General features: G+C 72.5%; 11 protein-coding genes and 1 pseudogene. 8 read left to right on the top strand and 4 right to left on the bottom strand.

The window, feature by feature from the left end:
- Positions 1-195, bottom strand: a pseudogene (locus tag QZX64_RS16385) (hypothetical protein); the annotation flags it as partial.
- Positions 196-332: 137 nt separating this feature from the next.
- On the opposite strand from QZX64_RS16385, the gene QZX64_RS16380 reads away from it, so the two are divergent.
- The 3 genes from QZX64_RS16380 (at position 333) to pruA (ending at position 3,932) form a co-directional block, all read left to right on the top strand.
- Positions 333-1,787 carry a wax ester/triacylglycerol synthase family O-acyltransferase gene (locus QZX64_RS16380; protein WP_295661986.1) on the top strand — a complete coding sequence of 485 codons (1,455 nt, stop codon included), beginning with the start codon at positions 333-335 and terminating at the stop codon, positions 1,785-1,787.
- Positions 1,784-2,110: a DUF6912 family protein gene (locus QZX64_RS16375; RefSeq protein ID WP_295661982.1), complete on the top strand. Its 327-nt coding sequence runs from the start codon at positions 1,784-1,786 to the stop codon at positions 2,108-2,110. The genes QZX64_RS16380 and QZX64_RS16375 overlap by 4 nt, the downstream gene beginning before the upstream one ends.
- A 193-nt stretch (positions 2,111-2,303) precedes the next feature.
- Positions 2,304-3,932, top strand: coding sequence for an L-glutamate gamma-semialdehyde dehydrogenase (gene pruA / locus QZX64_RS16370; protein ID WP_295661979.1), 1,629 nt, complete (start codon positions 2,304-2,306; stop codon positions 3,930-3,932).
- Between the two features lie 94 nt (positions 3,933-4,026).
- Here the strand turns inward: pruA and QZX64_RS16365 are convergent, their stop codons facing one another.
- A complete protein-coding gene (locus QZX64_RS16365) occupies positions 4,027-5,100 on the bottom strand; it encodes an alkene reductase (RefSeq protein WP_295661976.1) in 1,074 nt (357 codons plus the stop codon).
- 88 nt (positions 5,101-5,188) lie between these two features.
- Here QZX64_RS16365 and QZX64_RS16360 point away from each other — a divergent pair, with 88 nt between their 5' ends.
- Positions 5,189-5,317, top strand: coding sequence for a hypothetical protein (locus tag QZX64_RS16360; protein ID WP_295661972.1), 129 nt, complete (start codon positions 5,189-5,191; stop codon positions 5,315-5,317).
- Here QZX64_RS16360 and QZX64_RS16355 read toward each other — a convergent pair.
- Positions 5,305-5,784 carry a DUF2505 domain-containing protein gene (locus QZX64_RS16355; protein WP_295661969.1) on the bottom strand — a complete coding sequence of 160 codons (480 nt, stop codon included), beginning with the start codon at positions 5,782-5,784 and terminating at the stop codon, positions 5,305-5,307. The genes QZX64_RS16360 and QZX64_RS16355 overlap by 13 nt on opposite strands.
- A 76-nt stretch (positions 5,785-5,860) precedes the next feature.
- Between QZX64_RS16355 and QZX64_RS16350 the strand changes: the two genes are divergently transcribed.
- Genes QZX64_RS16350 through QZX64_RS16340 form a run of 3 tightly spaced genes read left to right on the top strand, consistent with a single transcriptional unit; the run spans position 5,861 to position 12,732 of the window.
- On the top strand, positions 5,861-10,750 hold the full coding sequence (locus QZX64_RS16350; RefSeq protein WP_295661967.1) for an NAD-glutamate dehydrogenase: 4,890 nt from the start codon (positions 5,861-5,863) through the stop codon (positions 10,748-10,750).
- A gap of 24 nt (positions 10,751-10,774) precedes the next feature.
- Positions 10,775-11,674, top strand: coding sequence for an ABC transporter ATP-binding protein (locus tag QZX64_RS16345; RefSeq protein ID WP_295661964.1), 900 nt, complete (start codon positions 10,775-10,777; stop codon positions 11,672-11,674).
- The gene (locus QZX64_RS16340) at positions 11,671-12,732 is read left to right on the top strand and encodes an ABC transporter permease (RefSeq protein ID WP_295661961.1); all 1,062 of its coding nucleotides are present in this window, start codon (positions 11,671-11,673) and stop codon (positions 12,730-12,732) included. Before QZX64_RS16345 ends, QZX64_RS16340 begins: the two co-directional genes overlap by 4 nt.
- Positions 12,733-12,778: 46 nt before the next feature.
- Here QZX64_RS16340 and QZX64_RS16335 read toward each other — a convergent pair whose 3' ends face one another.
- Positions 12,779-14,293: a DHA2 family efflux MFS transporter permease subunit gene (locus tag QZX64_RS16335; protein ID WP_295661958.1), complete on the bottom strand. Its 1,515-nt coding sequence runs from the start codon at positions 14,291-14,293 to the stop codon at positions 12,779-12,781.
- Positions 14,294-14,382: 89 nt separating this feature from the next.
- Between QZX64_RS16335 and QZX64_RS16330 the strand changes: the two genes are divergently transcribed.
- On the top strand, positions 14,383-14,506 hold a 124-nt coding region (locus QZX64_RS16330), incomplete at its 3' end, for an HTH domain-containing protein (protein WP_295661989.1).

Below are 14,506 nucleotides of genomic sequence, written 5' to 3'. Positions count from 1 at the left end.
GCGGGATCCCGCGGCCTGGCTGTTCTCGCCGGTCGACGGGCCGGTCGACGGGCTGGTCGACGGGCTGGTCGACGCAGCGGGCGTCTCGCTGACGCCGGTGGACGGCTCGTTGGCGGTGTCCGCGTCGTCGGAACAGCCTGCCAGGGCGGTGGCGGCCAGGCACAGGCCCAGCACTCCCATCGTGGTGCGGCGCATCGTCGTACGGCTCCTCGGGTCGGGTGTGGTCCACCACGACGTGGGGGCCCACCTGCTTCACTGCGTGCGTCTGCCAGAATCCCACGAGGCGGAAGACCGGGTCCACGCGGGGCCCACCGGGACGGACAGGGGTGACGATGAGCGAGCGGCTGCGGCCACGCGACCTGGCATTCCTCGCCTCGGAGTCGCCCACGACGCCCATGCACAACGCCACCCTCGAGGTCTTCGACCCGGGCGGGAGCGCGTTCGACTACCAGCGGCTGGTCGAGCTGATCGCCGACCGCATCGCCTTCGTGCCGCGCTACCGCCAGCGGCTCCGGGCCGTGCCGGCCCGGCTGGCCAACCCGGTGTGGGTCGACGACCCCGACTTCGACCTCGCCTACCACGTACGCCGCTCCGCGCTGCCGCGTCCGGGCACCCTGGACCAGCTGCGGGAGCTCACCGCGCGCATCGTCTCCCGGCCGCTGGACCGCACCCGGCCGCTGTGGGAGGTCTACTTCGTCGAGGGCCTCGAGGGCGGCCGGGTCGCCGTGCTGTCGAAGTCCCACCAGGTCCTCGTCGACGGCGTGCGCACCGTCGACCTCGGCCAGGTGCTGCTCGACGACTCCCCGGAGCCCAAGTCCCTGGGCCCCGACGAGTGGCAGGCCGGGTCCCGGCCGACGCCGGCCTCGCTGGTCGCCGACGCGCTCACCGAGTCGGTCCAGGACCCGCTGAGCGTGCTCAACACCGTGCGCAGCAACGTCGGCTCCGCGGTGCGCACGGCCGAGCAGGCGGCCACCGTGGTCAGCACCGTCGCCGGGGCGCTCTCCAACCGGCGCCCCGCGCCGGAGTCGCCGGTCAACGGCGTCCTGTCGCAGCAGCGCCGATTCGTGGCCGTCGACACCGACCTCAAGGCCTACCAGCGCATCCGCCGCGTCCACGGCGGCACCGTCAACGACGTGATCCTCGCCACGGTGACCGGGGCGCTGCGCGGCTGGCTGATGACCCGTGCGGAGTCCCTCGGCGGGGTGCGCCGGCTCAAGGCGATGGTGCCGATGTCGGTGATCGACGACGAGCTCGAGGCCACGTCGCTGGGCACCCAGATCGCCGGCCACGAGGTCACCCTCCCGATCGGCGAGCCCAGCCCCGTGCTGCGCCTGCACCAGGTCAGCTACGCCTTCCACGGGCACGGGGAGACCGGTCGCGCGGTGGGCGCGCAGCGGCTGGCGGGCATCGCGGGCTTCGCGCCCACGACGTTCCACGCGCTGGGCTCGCGGGTGGCCGCCCAGGAGGTGCGCCGTGGCTTCCACCTCGCCGTCACCAACGTGCCGGGGCCGCAGTTCCCGCTGTACGCCGCGGGTGCGCGCATGCTGCAGAGCTACCCCGTCCACCCGCTGCTGCCGGGGCACGCCCTCGCGATCGGCGTGACGTCGTACGACGGCAGGGTGTTCTACGGCATCACCGCCGACCGCGACCTCGTGCCCGACGCCGACGTCCTGGGCCAGTGCGTGCACGAGGCGCTCGACGAGCTCGCCGACTCGGCGAGCCCCCAGCGGCCCCGCGCCCCCCGGGGCCGCAGCACGAGGCCGCCGGCCGGCGGGGGCCCGGAGTGACCCGGACCTACGTCGCCGCCACGCTCGAGCTGCTGCGTGACTGGCACGCCGCCGGTCTGGTGCCCTCCTCGGCCGGGCGGGTGCCCGCCGAGGGCGACGACGAGGAGGCGGAGTACGCCGCGCTGATGACCGCGGCCGACCTCTCGGCCGACCTGCTCGCGGGCTCCGGCCGCCGCTGCGTGGTCGTCGCCGAGACCGGCGACCCGGACGGCGAGCTGCTCTGGCGCCAGGTGGTGGCCGTGCACGTCGACACCGAGGACGACGCCGACCCCGACGACGACCTGGCGTGGTTCGCGGTCCAGGAGGTCCCCCACCTGGTGTGAGCCCCGGGGGCGGGGGTCGGTGACGCTTCATCATGGTATGTGGGCGAACCGGTGCTTCCCATGGCTTGCAGCCCGTGGGAAGGGCCAGTTCAGCGACATACCATGATGAACCAGAAGCGGCGCCCCCGCCCGACGCCGTACGCCGCCCCCGCCGACTCGGCTCCCGGGCCCCACGGTCGCTACCCTCGCTGGCATGGACGCAGTCACCACCCCGCCGGCTCCCACCAACGAGCCGAACCTGACCTACGCACCCGGCACCCCCGAACGGGAGGCCCTGGTCGCGCAGATCGAGACCCTCGAGAGCACCCAGCACACCTTCCACGCCCACATCGGCGGCGAGCAGGTCGACGGCGGCGGCGACGAGATCACCGTCGTGCAGCCGCACGACCACCAGCACGTGCTCGGCACGCTGCGGAACTCCACCGCCAAGGACGCCCAGGCGGCCATCGAGGCCGCCGAGGAGGCGGCGCTGCCCTGGCAGCGGATGCCCTTCGACGAGCGCGCGGCGATCCTGCTCAAGGCCGCCGACCTGCTGGCCGGCCCCTGGCGCCAGCGCCTGAACGCGGCCACGATGCTCGGACAGTCGAAGACGGCCTTCCAGGCCGAGATCGACGCCGCGTGCGAGCTCATCGACTTCTGGCGGTTCAACGTCCACTACGCCCGCGGGATCCTGGAGGGGCAGCCGATCCGCAACAGCCCCGGCGTGTGGAACCGCACCGACCACCGCCCGCTCGAGGGCTTCGTCTACGCGATCACCCCGTTCAACTTCACCGCCATCGCGGGCAACCTGCCGACCGCGCCGGCGCTGATGGGCAACACCGTCATCTGGAAGCCCTCGCCCACCCAGCAGCTGGCCGCGTCGCTGACCATGGAGCTGCTCGAGGAGGCCGGCCTGCCGCCCGGCGTCATCAACATGCTGCCCGGCGACGGCCTCGAGGTCTCGCGCGTCGCCCTGCCGCACCGCGACCTGGCCGGCGTCCACTTCACCGGCTCCACCCCGACCTTCCACACGCTGTGGCGCACGATCGGGGAGAACATCGCCGACTACCGCGGCTACCCCCGCATCGTCGGCGAGACCGGCGGCAAGGACTTCATCGTCGCCCACCCCAGCGCCGACCCCGACGTGCTGCGGGTCGCGATGATCCGCGGCGCGTTCGAGTTCCAGGGCCAGAAGTGCTCCGCCGCCTCGCGTGCCTACGTCGCCCGCTCGGTGTGGGAGCGGATGAAGGACGGGCTCGTCGACGAGGTCGAGAACCTCTCCATGGGCGACGTCACCGACCTCTCCCACTTCATGGGCGCCGTCATCGACGACCGCGCGTTCGCCAAGCACCGCAAGGCGCTCGACCGGGTGCAGGACAACGACCACCTCACCCTGCTCGCCGGCGGGCAGACCGACGACTCGGTCGGCTACTTCGTCCGGCCGACCGTCATCGAGTCCAGCGACCCGACCGACCAGATGTTCTCCGACGAGTACTTCGGCCCGATCCTGGCCGTGCACGTCTACGAGGACGCCGACTTCGAGTCGGTCGTCAAGCAGATGGAGAGCTTCGCGCCCTACGCGCTGACCGGCGCCATCATCGCCCAGGACCGCTCCGCGATCGCCTGGGCCCGCGACGCCATGCGCTTCGCCGCCGGGAACTTCTACATCAACGACAAGCCCACCGGCGCGGTCGTCGGCCAGCAGCCCTTCGGCGGCGGCCGGGCCTCGGGCACCAACGACAAGGCCGGCGCCGCGATCAACCTGCAGCGCTGGACCAGCCCCCGGTCGATCAAGGAGACCCTGGTGCCCCCGACCGACCACCGCTACCCCTACATGGACTGATCGCGGGCCTGCGACGCGACCGACCCCGCCCGGGGCTCCCGGGCGGGGTCGGTGCGCGTGTGGCCGGGGTGTGTGGCCGATGTGCGGGTGGGCGTCAGCGCGTGAGGAACGGGTAGTCGGTGTAGCCCTCGGCCCCGCCGCCGTAGAACGTCTCGGGGTCGGGCTCGTTGAGCTCGGCGCCGCTCGCCCAGCGCGCCGGCAGGTCGGGGTTGGCCAGGAACAGCCGGCCGACGGCCACGGCGTCGGCCAGGTCCTTGTCGAGGACCTCCTGCGCCGACTCGCGGGTCGTCACCTCACCGAAGCCGTCGTTCGCGACGAGCACGCCGCCGAAGGCCAGCCGCAGGTGCTGCACCACCTCCGCGCGGGGCTCGGCCAGCACGCTGAGGTAGGCCAGGCCCAGGGGGGCGATCGCCTCGATCAGGTGCGTGTACGTCGCCTCGACGTCAGCCGGGTCCTCCTCGACCGCGCCCTGGATGTTGTGGGCGGGGGAGATGCGGATGCCGACGCGCTCGGGGCCGATGGCCTCAGCGACCGCCCGGGTCACCTCGATCGCGAAGCGGGCCCGGGCGGCGGGGGAGCCGCCGTACTCGTCGGTGCGCCGGTTGGAGCCGGGCGCGAGGAACTGGTGGACGAGGTAGCCGTTCGCGGCGTGCACCTCGACGCCGTCGACGCCTGCTTCCACGGCGCTGCGCGCGGCGTGCACGAACTCCTGGACGACGTCGGTGATCTCGGAGGCCTCGAGCGCCCGCGGCACGGGGTGGGCCTTCATGCCGTCGGCGGTGAACATCTCACCGGGAGCCGCGATCGGGCTGGGCGCGACGCTCTCGAGGCCGTGCTTGTTGTCCGGGTGCGCCACCCGGCCGGCGTGCATGAGCTGGACGACGATGCGACCGCCCCGCGCGTGCACCGCGTCGGCGACGCGCCGCCAGCCGGCGACCTGGTCGGGGGTGTGGATGCCGGGGGTGTGCAGGTACCCCTGCCCGACGGCGCTGGGCTGGGTGCCCTCGCTGATGATCAGGCCGGCGGAGGCGCGCTGGGCGTAGTACTCCACGGCGAGGTCACCGGGGACGCCACGGTCGTCGGCGCGGTTGCGGGTCAGGGGCGCCATGACCAGGCGGTTGGGCAGCTCCCAGTCCTTGACGGTCAGGGCGTCGAAAAGGTCGGGCATGCGTGGCTCCTCGCGTGGGGTGTGGGCAACACGGGCACAACCGGGGCGGTGGGGCGGCCATTCCGGACACGCGCGAGAATGGGGGGCGATGAACATCACGCCCCTGCACCTGGGGTCCCTGCACCCCTTCGAACAGGCCCTGACGCTGCTGCTGGCGTTCGGTCCCTTCGCGGTGCTCGGGATCGTGGTGTGGGTGCGGCGGCGTCAGGAGAGGTAGCCGCGGCCGGTCGTGTTCTCGACCTTCAGGGCCCGCAGGAGCATGTCGGCGACCAGGCCCTCGAGCTTCCCGCCGACCAGCGGGAGACTCACCTTGATCGTCATGTCGACCACCTGGGTGGTGACCCCGCCGGACTCGGCGAGCCGGATGGTGCCGTCCATCTGACCGGGCTTCCCCGGGACGACCACGGTGAGGCCGGCCCGGTCGGTGCCGGACCAGCGCTCCTCCTGGACGATCTCGATCTGGTTGCCGACGAGCCTGGTGGCGAAGGACGGCAGCCTGTCGGCGGCCTGCACCTGCTCGATCCGCACGCGCTTCCCGGCACCCTCCGGCACGACCGTGACCTCGTGGCGCAGCACGCCGAGGGCCTCGCAGACCTGCTCGCGGAAGCCCCGGTCGCCGAGCATCGCCGACACCTCGGCCAGCGGCGCGTCGTACGTCAGCTCGTGCGTCAGTCGTGTCGTCATGGTCGGCATTCTGTCCCATACCCCCAGGTGGCCACCCGCGTTGTGTGGCCGCGGTCACCCGTCCTAGGGTCGGTGCGTGCCCACCACGCTCGAGGACGACAAGGCCGAACTCATCGCCAGGGCGACGGAGGTCGCGCGGGGCAGCAGGGGCACCGGGGGCCCGCCGCACGACGTCGTCGACTCGCTGCTACGGGCCTACTACCGCCACGTGGCCCCCGAGGACGTCGTGGAGCGCAGCGAGACCGACCTGTACGCCGCGCTCGCCAGCCACTACCGGCTCGCCGAGCACCGCCCCCAGGGCCGGGCCGTGGTCAGGGTCAGCACGCCGAGCCTCGCCGACTCCGGCTGGTCGGCCGGCGGCCACTCGGTCGTGGAGATCGTCACCGACGACATGCCGTTCCTCGTCGACTCGGTGACGATGGAGCTCAGCCGGCTGCAGCGCAACGTGCACGCCGTGATCCACCCGCAGCTGCAGGTGCTCCGCGACATCACCGGCGACCTCCAGGGCGTCCACGCCGTCGAGGAGGGCGAGGTGGCCCCCGACGACCACGCCCTGGCCGAGTCGTGGATGCACGTCGAGATCGACCGGATCGCCGACGACGAGGACGTCGCCGAGGTGGAGGACTGCCTGCGCAAGGTGCTCCAGGACGTGCGGGAGTCGGTGGAGGACTGGGGCCGGATGCAGGACCGCGTCGGCGCCATCGTCGCCGAGCTCGACGAGGACCCGCCGCCGCTGGACGCGGAGGAGCTGCGACAGGGCCGCGACCTGCTGGAGTGGCTGGCCGCCGACCACTTCACGTTCCTCGGCTACCGCGAGTACAGGCTCGCCGAGGAGGGCGACGACATCCTCCTGCGGGCGGTCCCCGGCACCGGGCTCGGCATCCTGCGCGCCGACCAGGACATGTCGACGTCGTTCGGCAAGCTGCCCACGCTGGTGAAGGCCAAGGCGCGGGAGAAGACGCTGCTCGTGCTGGCCAAGGCCAACTCGCGTGCGACCGTGCACCGGCCGGCGTACCTCGACTACGTCGGCGTCAAGACGTTCGACGCCGACGGCGAGGTCGTGGGCGAGCGCCGCTTCCTCGGGCTCTTCTCCAGCGGTGCCTACACCGAGTCGCTGACGCGGATCCCGCTGCTGCGCGAGAAGGCCGCCGAGGTGCAGCGCCTCGCCGGCTTCGACCCGCGCAGCCACGCCGGCAAGGCGCTCATGGACACCCTCGAGAACTACCCGCGCGACGAGCTGTTCCACACCCCGGTCGCCGAGCTCGCGCCGATCGCCGAGAACGTCATGTACGCCGGCGAGCGGCGCCAGCTGCGCGCGTTCGTGCGCCGCGACACCTACGGCCGCTACGTCTCCGTGCTGGTCTACCTGCCGCGCGACCGCTACAACACCGGCGTCCGCGAGCGCTTCGCGCAGATCCTCAGGGACCGCCTGGGCGGCGAGTCGGTCGAGTTCACGGCCCGGGTCAACGAGTCGACGACCGCACGCGTGCACTTCGTGGTCCATCCGCCCGCCGGCGGCCAGATCGCCGACATCGACACCGGCGACATCGAGCGCCGGCTCGCCGACGCGTCGAGGTCGTGGCGCGACGACTTCCTCGCCGCCGTCGTCGGGGAGTACGGCGACGAGCGGGGCTCGCGGCTCGGCCGCGCCTACCTCGGCTCCTTCCCGGAGGCCTACAAGGAGGACTTCTCCCCGCGCACCGCAGCGGCCGACCTCGGCCGCCTGGAGGCGATCGCCGCCGCGGGCGACGGCGAGGAGGGGATCGACCTCTCGCTGTACGTCCACGTCGACGCCGGCCGCGGCGAGGCCCGGCTCAAGGTCTTCCGCATCGGTGCGCCGCTGTCGCTCTCGCAGGTGCTGCCGATGCTCGCCTCGATGGGCGTGGAGGTGGTCGACGAGCGGCCCTACGCGCTGGCGGAACTGCCGCGCGAGACCTACATCTACGAGTTCGGCCTGCGCTACGGCCGCGAGCTGCCCGAGAGCGCGCGCCGGCTGTTCGTCGACGCGCTGAAGGCGGTCTGGGACGGCTACAACGAGATCGACGGGTTCAACGCACTGGTGCTCGCCGCCGGCCTGACCTGGCGCCAGGCGACCGTGCTCCGGGCCTACGCCAAGTACATGCGGCAGGGGAACTCGCCCTTCGCCCTCGACTACATCGAGGGCGCACTGCGCGGCAACGTCGACATCACCCGGCTGCTGGTGCAGCTCTTCGAGGCCCGCTTCGAGCCCGGCAGGGACGACCTCGCGGCCGATGCCGAGGCACGCACCGCGCTGGTCGAGGCGGTGCAGGAGAAGCTCGCCACGGCCCTCGACGAGGTGGTGAGCCTCGACCACGACCGCATCCTGCGCTCCTACCTCACCCACATCGGCGCGACCCTGCGCACCAACTACTTCCAGCCGGCCTCCCACGGCGGCGTGCACGACTACATGTCGTTCAAGCTCGAGCCCTCGGCGATCCCCGACCTGCCCGAGCCGCGGCCGCGCTTCGAGATCTTCGTCTACAGCCCACGCGTCGAGGGCGTCCACCTCCGCTTCGGCGCCGTGGCGCGCGGCGGGCTGCGCTGGTCGGACCGGCGCGACGACTTCCGCACCGAGGTGCTCGGGCTGGTCAAGGCGCAGATGGTGAAGAACACCGTGATCGTGCCCGTGGGCGCGAAGGGCGGGTTCTTCGCCAAGCAGCTGCCCGACCCCTCCGACCGCGAGGCGTGGCTGGCCGAGGGCATCGCCTGCTACAAGACGTTCGTCTACGGCCTGCTCGACATCACCGACAACCTCGTCGACGGCGAGACGGCGCCGCCGGCGGGCGTCGTACGCCACGACGGCGACGACTCCTACCTGGTGGTGGCGGCCGACAAGGGCACCGCGAGCTTCTCCGACATCGCCAACGGCGTGGCGCACGACTACGGCTTCTGGCTGGGCGACGCCTTCGCCTCCGGAGGGTCGGTGGGCTACGACCACAAGGCCATGGGCATCACCGCCCGCGGCGCCTGGGTGTCGGTGCAGCGCCACTTCCGCGAGCGGGGCATCGACTGCCAGGCCGAGGACTTCACCGCCGTCGGCATCGGCGACATGTCGGGCGACGTGTTCGGCAACGGCATGCTGTGCTCCGAGCACATCCGGCTGGTCGCCGCATTCGACCACCGCGACATCTTCCTCGACCCCGATCCCGACGCCGCCTCCTCCTTCGCCGAGCGGCAGCGCCTCTTCGACCTGCCCCGCTCCAGCTGGCAGGACTACGACAAGAGCCTGATCTCGGAGGGAGGCGGGGTCCACCGCCGCTCCCTGAAGTCGATCCAGCTCAACGACCCGGTGCGGGCCGCGCTCGGCATCGCCGCCGACGTGGCGTCGATGACCCCGGCGGAGCTGATGCGCGCGATCCTGCTCGCCCCGGTCGACCTGCTCTGGAACGGCGGCATCGGCACCTACGTCAAGGCGTCGGAGGAGACCCACGGCGACGCCGGGGACAAGGCGAACGACGCCATCCGCGTCGACGGCGGGCAGCTGCGGGCCCAGTGCGTCGGCGAGGGCGGCAACCTGGGCCTCACCCAGCTCGGCCGGATCGAGTACGCCCGCTCGGCCCGCCGTGGCGAGGGCGGTCGCCTGAACACCGACTTCATCGACAACTCCGCCGGCGTCGACACCTCCGACCACGAGGTCAACATCAAGATCCTGCTCGACAAGGTCGTGACCGAGGGCGACCTCACCGGCAAGCAGCGCAACACCCTGCTGGCCGACATGACCGACGAGGTCGCCGAGCTGGTGCTGCGCGACAACTACGAGCAGAACCTCGCGCTCGCCAACGCCACCGCCAACGCCCCCGGGCTGCTGCACGTGCACGAGGACTGGATGAGGGCGCTGGAGCGTCGAGGGGTGCTCAACCGGGAGCTGGAGGGCCTCCCCACCTCCCGCCAGGTGCGCCGTCGGCTGGAGCTGGGGGAGGCGCTGTCGCAGCCCGAGCTCTCGGTGCTGCTGGCCTGGACCAAGATCGTGCTCGCCGAGGACCTCATCGCCTCCGACCTGCCCGACGACCCGTTCCTTCGGGCCGACCTCTTCGCCTACTTCCCCTCCAAGATGCGCCAGGACTACCGCGCCCAGATGCTCGACCACCCGCTGCGGCGCGAGATCATCGTGACGCAGGTCGTCAACGACCTCGTCAACGGCGCCGGCATGACCTACTGGCCGCGGCTGGCCGGGGAGACCGGGGCCACGGCGGCCGACCTCACCCGTGCCAACTTCGTGGCCCGGGAGATCTTCGGCTCCCTGCGGCTGCGCGACGACCTGAAGTCCTTCGACAACGTGCTGCCGGCGGCCGTGCAGACGCGGATGCGCATCGAGATGCGCACCCTGGTGGAGCGTGCCTCGCGGTGGTTGATCAACCGTCGCCCGACCCTCGACAGCGAGGCGACCGTCGACTTCTTCGAGGTCAAGGTGCAGCGGGTGATGGGCGAGCTGCCCGACCTGCTGGGCGGGCGCGAGCTCAAGGCCTTCGTGGAGCGCCGCGACTCCCTGGTGGCGCAGGGGGTCCCCGACGGGCTCGCCTCCCGCGTGGCGGTGCTGCCGCCGTCGTACGCGCTGCTCAACGTCATCGAGACCGCCGAGCGGATGGACGTGGACGCCGCCGAGGTGGCCCGCGTGCACTTCGCCCTCGGCGAGCGGCTCGGGCTGCCGGCGCTGGTCGGGCGGATCATCGCGCTGCCGCGAGCCGACCGGTGGCAGACCATGGCGCGCGCCGCGCTGCGCGACGACTTGTACGCCGTGCACGCCCAGCTCACCGCTCAGGTACTCGACATGACCGACGGCGAGGAGCCGGCGCCGGCACGGGTCGCGACGTGGGAGGACGCCGACCCCGACATGATCGGCCGCTCGGCCGCGACCCTGGAGGAGATCTGCTCCGACGACAGCCCCGACCTGGCGCGCATGTCGGTCGGCCTGCGTGTCGTGCGCGCGCTGCTCGCCACCACCTGATCCGGAGCCACTAGCCTCACCGGCATGGGAGCGATCGAGGTCGTCGACCTCGCGAAGGCCTACGGGGAGCTCCGGGCGGTCGACGGGGTGGGCTTCGAGGTGGCCGAGGGCGAGTTCTTCGGCATCCTCGGGCCCAACGGTGCGGGCAAGACCACCACCCTGGAGATCATCGAGGGCCTCCGGAGGCCGGACGCGGGCTCCGTCACGGTGCTGGGGGAGCGGCCGTGGCCGCGCAACCCGGCCCTGCTGCCGAGGATGGGGGTGCAGCTCCAGGCCTCGTCGTTCTTCGAACGGCTCACCGCGCGTGAGCAGATCCACACCTTCGCCGCGCTGTACGGCGTCCGGCCGGCGCGCGGTGACGACTGGCTCGAGCACGTGGGGCTGGTCGACAAGGTCGACACCCGCGTCGCCGACCTGTCGGGCGGGCAGATGCAGCGGCTGTCCATCGCCTGCGCCCTCGTCCACGACCCCGAGGTCGTCTTCCTCGACGAGCCCACCGCGGCGCTCGACCCGCAGGCCCGGCGCAACCTCTGGGACCTGCTGTCGAGCCTCAACGACTCCGGCCGCACCGTGGTGCTGACCACGCACCACATGGACGAGGCCGAGGTGCTCTGCGACCGGGTCGCGATCATGGATCGGGGCCGGGTGCTCCAGCTCGACACGCCGCGCCGGCTGATCCGCTCCCTCGACGCGCCGACGCGCATCACGGTGGCCGCGGGTCAGCTCGACCAGGGCCAGGCCGAGGCGCTGCCGGGCGTCGAGCGGGCGCACGCCGACGCCGACGGGCTGGTGCTGACCACGCGGGAGCCGGCCGTGGTCCTGGCACGGCTCGCCGGCGACGGGCACCTCGACGGGATCGCGGTGGCCGCCGGCACGCTCGAGGACGTCTTCCTCGCCGTGACCGGGCGGGAGTACCGCCCATGAGCGCCTACGTGGCGCTGTCGCTCGCGATCATCAAGGGCTTCCTGCGCGACCGGGCATCGGTCTTCTTCGCCCTCGTCTTCCCGCTGATGTTCCTCGTCCTCTTCGGCGGCGTCATGGGCGACCGGGCGCAGTCGAAGGTGCACCTCATCGAGGTCGGTGAGGTCGGCCTCGTCGACGACCTCACCGGCGGTGCCCGGGAGGCGTTCGAGGAGACCTTCGAGATCGACCGCTCGCCGGACCTGGCCGCCGCCGTCGCCGCGGTGCGCAAGGGCGACGCCGACGTCGCGATCGAGATGCGCGGCGACACCCTCGTCGCCCACTACACCCAGACCGACCAGGTGAAGGCCGGCATCACGCAGGGCACGCTGCGCGCCTTCGTCGACGGCAGCAACGTCGCGGCGTCGGGCCGGCCGGCGACGTACTCCTTCGCGTCCGAGGCGGTCGAGGACGACTCGCTGCGGACCATCCAGTTCGTCACACCCGGGCTGCTGGGCTGGGCGATCGCGATGAGTGCCTCCTTCGGCGCGGCCGCCACCCTCAACGGGTGGCGCAGCTCCAAGCTGCTGCGCCGACTCCAGCTCTCGCCGGTGCCCACGACCACCGTCGTGGCCGCGCGGGTCTCGGTGACGGTCGCGATCGCCTTCGTGCAGACCCTGATCTTCGTCGGGCTCGGTGTCGCGGCGTTCGGGCTGCGGCTCACCGGCGCCTGGCCCGCGGCCGTCCCGCTGCTGCTCGTCGGCACGCTGTGCTTCATGTCGATCGGCCTGCTCGCCGGCGCGGTGGCCAGGACCACCGAGGGTGCGGTCAACATGGCCAACTTCATCGTGCTGCCGATGTCGTTCCTGAGCGGCTCGTTCTTCTCCCTCGAGGGGACCCCCGCGTGGCTGCAGGCCGTCTCCTGGGCCATGCCGCTGCGCTGGCTGAACGAGGGGATGCTGGACGTGATGGTGCGCGGCGAGCCGGCCGCGGCGATCCTCCTCCCGCTCGGCGTGCTCGCGGCCTTCGCCGTGGCGATCACCCTGCTCGCCGCCCGCCTCTTCCAGTGGGAGACCACCTAGCGCCCACCTGCCGGAGGGCAGCGCCCGCTGCCACCCCGGCAGCCGGTCAGTGCAGCTCGACCGGCTCCTCGGGCGCCGCCGCGGGCAGGGCCCGCGACGCGGCGTACGACGCCAGCATGAGGAGGGCGACCACGGCCAGGGTGACCTGGAAGGCCGGCGCGAAGATCTCGGCGGGGAGTCGCGAGCCCTGGCGCTCGGCGACCTCGAAGAAGACCGTGCCGAGCACGGCGACGCCGATCGAGGTGGCCAGCTGGCTGGTGGTGTTGAACAGGCCCGAGGCCGAGCCGGCCTGCTCGACGGGCACGTCGGCGACGGTGAACATGCCGATCGGGGCGACCATCAGCCCGAAGCCGGCACCGGTCACGACGAACCCGGGGAGGAACAGCCAGAACGTCGTGTCGGGCGTCGCGACCTGCACGGTCGCCATCACGACGACCGCACCGGCGGCCAGGACGAGGGCACCGAGCTGGAGGACCCGGCGGCCGATCCTCGGCGCCAGGACCACCACCCCGACGCCGGCCATGGCAGCGGTCGTCACGGCGAAGGGGATGCCGGTCAGGCCCGCCTTGAGCACCGACCAGCCCAGGCCCGCCTGGAGGTAGATCGTCTGGGCCAGGAAGTAGGCGCCCATCGAGACGAACAGCAGCATCAGCACCGCAGAGCCACCCGCGAACGAGCGCTCGCGGTAGAGGCTGAGCGCCACCAGCGGCTCGCGTCCGACGATCTCGGCGCGGCGCTGGAGCGTGACGAAGCGGGCCAGGACGGCGACCCCGACGACGACCATCGCGAAGGTCCACGCGGGCCAGCCCTGCTCGCGGCCCATGGTGAGCGGGTAGAGCACGGCGAGCAGGCCGCCGGCCAGCATCAGCACGCCCAGCGGGTCGAGGTCCGGGCGGGCTGCCGAGCGGGACTCCGGGATGTAGCGCAGCGCGGCGTACACCGCGAGCGCCCCGACGGGGACGTTGACCAGGAAGATCGCCCGCCAGCCGGTGCCGGCGATGTCGGCCTCGGTCAGCACGGCCCCGAGCACCGGCCCGGCCACCGTGGCGATGCCGGCGAGGCCGGTGAAGGCGCCCATCGCCTTCGCCCGCTCCGCCGGCGCGTACATCACCTGGATGTTCGACATCACCTGCGGGATCATCGCGGCCGCGCCGAGTCCCTGGAGGGCACGGAAGGCGACCAGCGTCTCCGGGTCGGGGGCCAGCCCGCAGGCGGCCGACATCGCGATGAACGCCAGCAGCCCGCCGACGAAGAGCCGCTTGCGGCCGAAGGCGTCGCCGAGCCGGGACCCGGTGATGAGGGCCACCGCGAAGGCGAGCGGGTAGGCCGCCACCATCCACTGCAGCTGCGACCCGCTGGCACCGAGGTCCGCCTCGATGCTCGGCAGCGCGACGTTGACGATGGTGGTGTCGATCAGCTCCATCGTGGAGGCGAGGAGGAGGCTGACCAGGGCGGCCGTGCGGGCCCGTCCGGTCAGGGGCGCGTCCTCGACGACGGTGGTCCTGTCGGTCGGCGGGTCGGTGGTCGGGGCCTGCGGCGGCACGTCGGCGGCGGTGCTCATGGGTGCTCCTGTCGTGGGTTCTCCGGCGCCTCCCACGCTAGGGAGCCATCCGGTCACTTCCTGACCGGTTCGTGTGTCAGCCTGGGGCCATGGCCAACACCAGCTCACGCGCCCTGCGGCTGCTGTCGCTCCTCCAGACCCACCGGTTCTGGGGCGGCGCCGAGCTCGCCGGTCGGCTCGAGGTCTCCGAGCGCACGCTGCGCCGCGACATCG

Source organism: uncultured Nocardioides sp. (genome assembly GCF_902805925.1).
In the GTDB taxonomy this organism is placed as follows: Bacteria; Actinomycetota; Actinomycetes; order Propionibacteriales; family Nocardioidaceae; genus Nocardioides.
This window is presented reverse-complemented; position numbering and strand designations above follow the sequence as displayed.

Coding starts and splice junctions, on each gene's coding strand:
- QZX64_RS16380 (WP_295661986.1), top strand. CDS start 333: ATGAGCGAGCGGCTGCGGCCACGCGACCTGGCATTCCTCGCCTCGGAG.
- pruA (WP_295661979.1), top strand. CDS start 2,304: ATGGACGCAGTCACCACCCCGCCGGCTCCCACCAACGAGCCGAACCTG.
- QZX64_RS16365 (WP_295661976.1), bottom strand. CDS start 5,100: ATGCCCGACCTTTTCGACGCCCTGACCGTCAAGGACTGGGAGCTGCCC.
- QZX64_RS16360 (WP_295661972.1), top strand. CDS start 5,189: ATGAACATCACGCCCCTGCACCTGGGGTCCCTGCACCCCTTCGAACAG.
- QZX64_RS16355 (WP_295661969.1), bottom strand. CDS start 5,784: ATGACGACACGACTGACGCACGAGCTGACGTACGACGCGCCGCTGGCC.
- QZX64_RS16345 (WP_295661964.1), top strand. CDS start 10,775: ATGGGAGCGATCGAGGTCGTCGACCTCGCGAAGGCCTACGGGGAGCTC.
- QZX64_RS16340 (WP_295661961.1), top strand. CDS start 11,671: ATGAGCGCCTACGTGGCGCTGTCGCTCGCGATCATCAAGGGCTTCCTG.
- QZX64_RS16335 (WP_295661958.1), bottom strand. CDS start 14,293: ATGAGCACCGCCGCCGACGTGCCGCCGCAGGCCCCGACCACCGACCCG.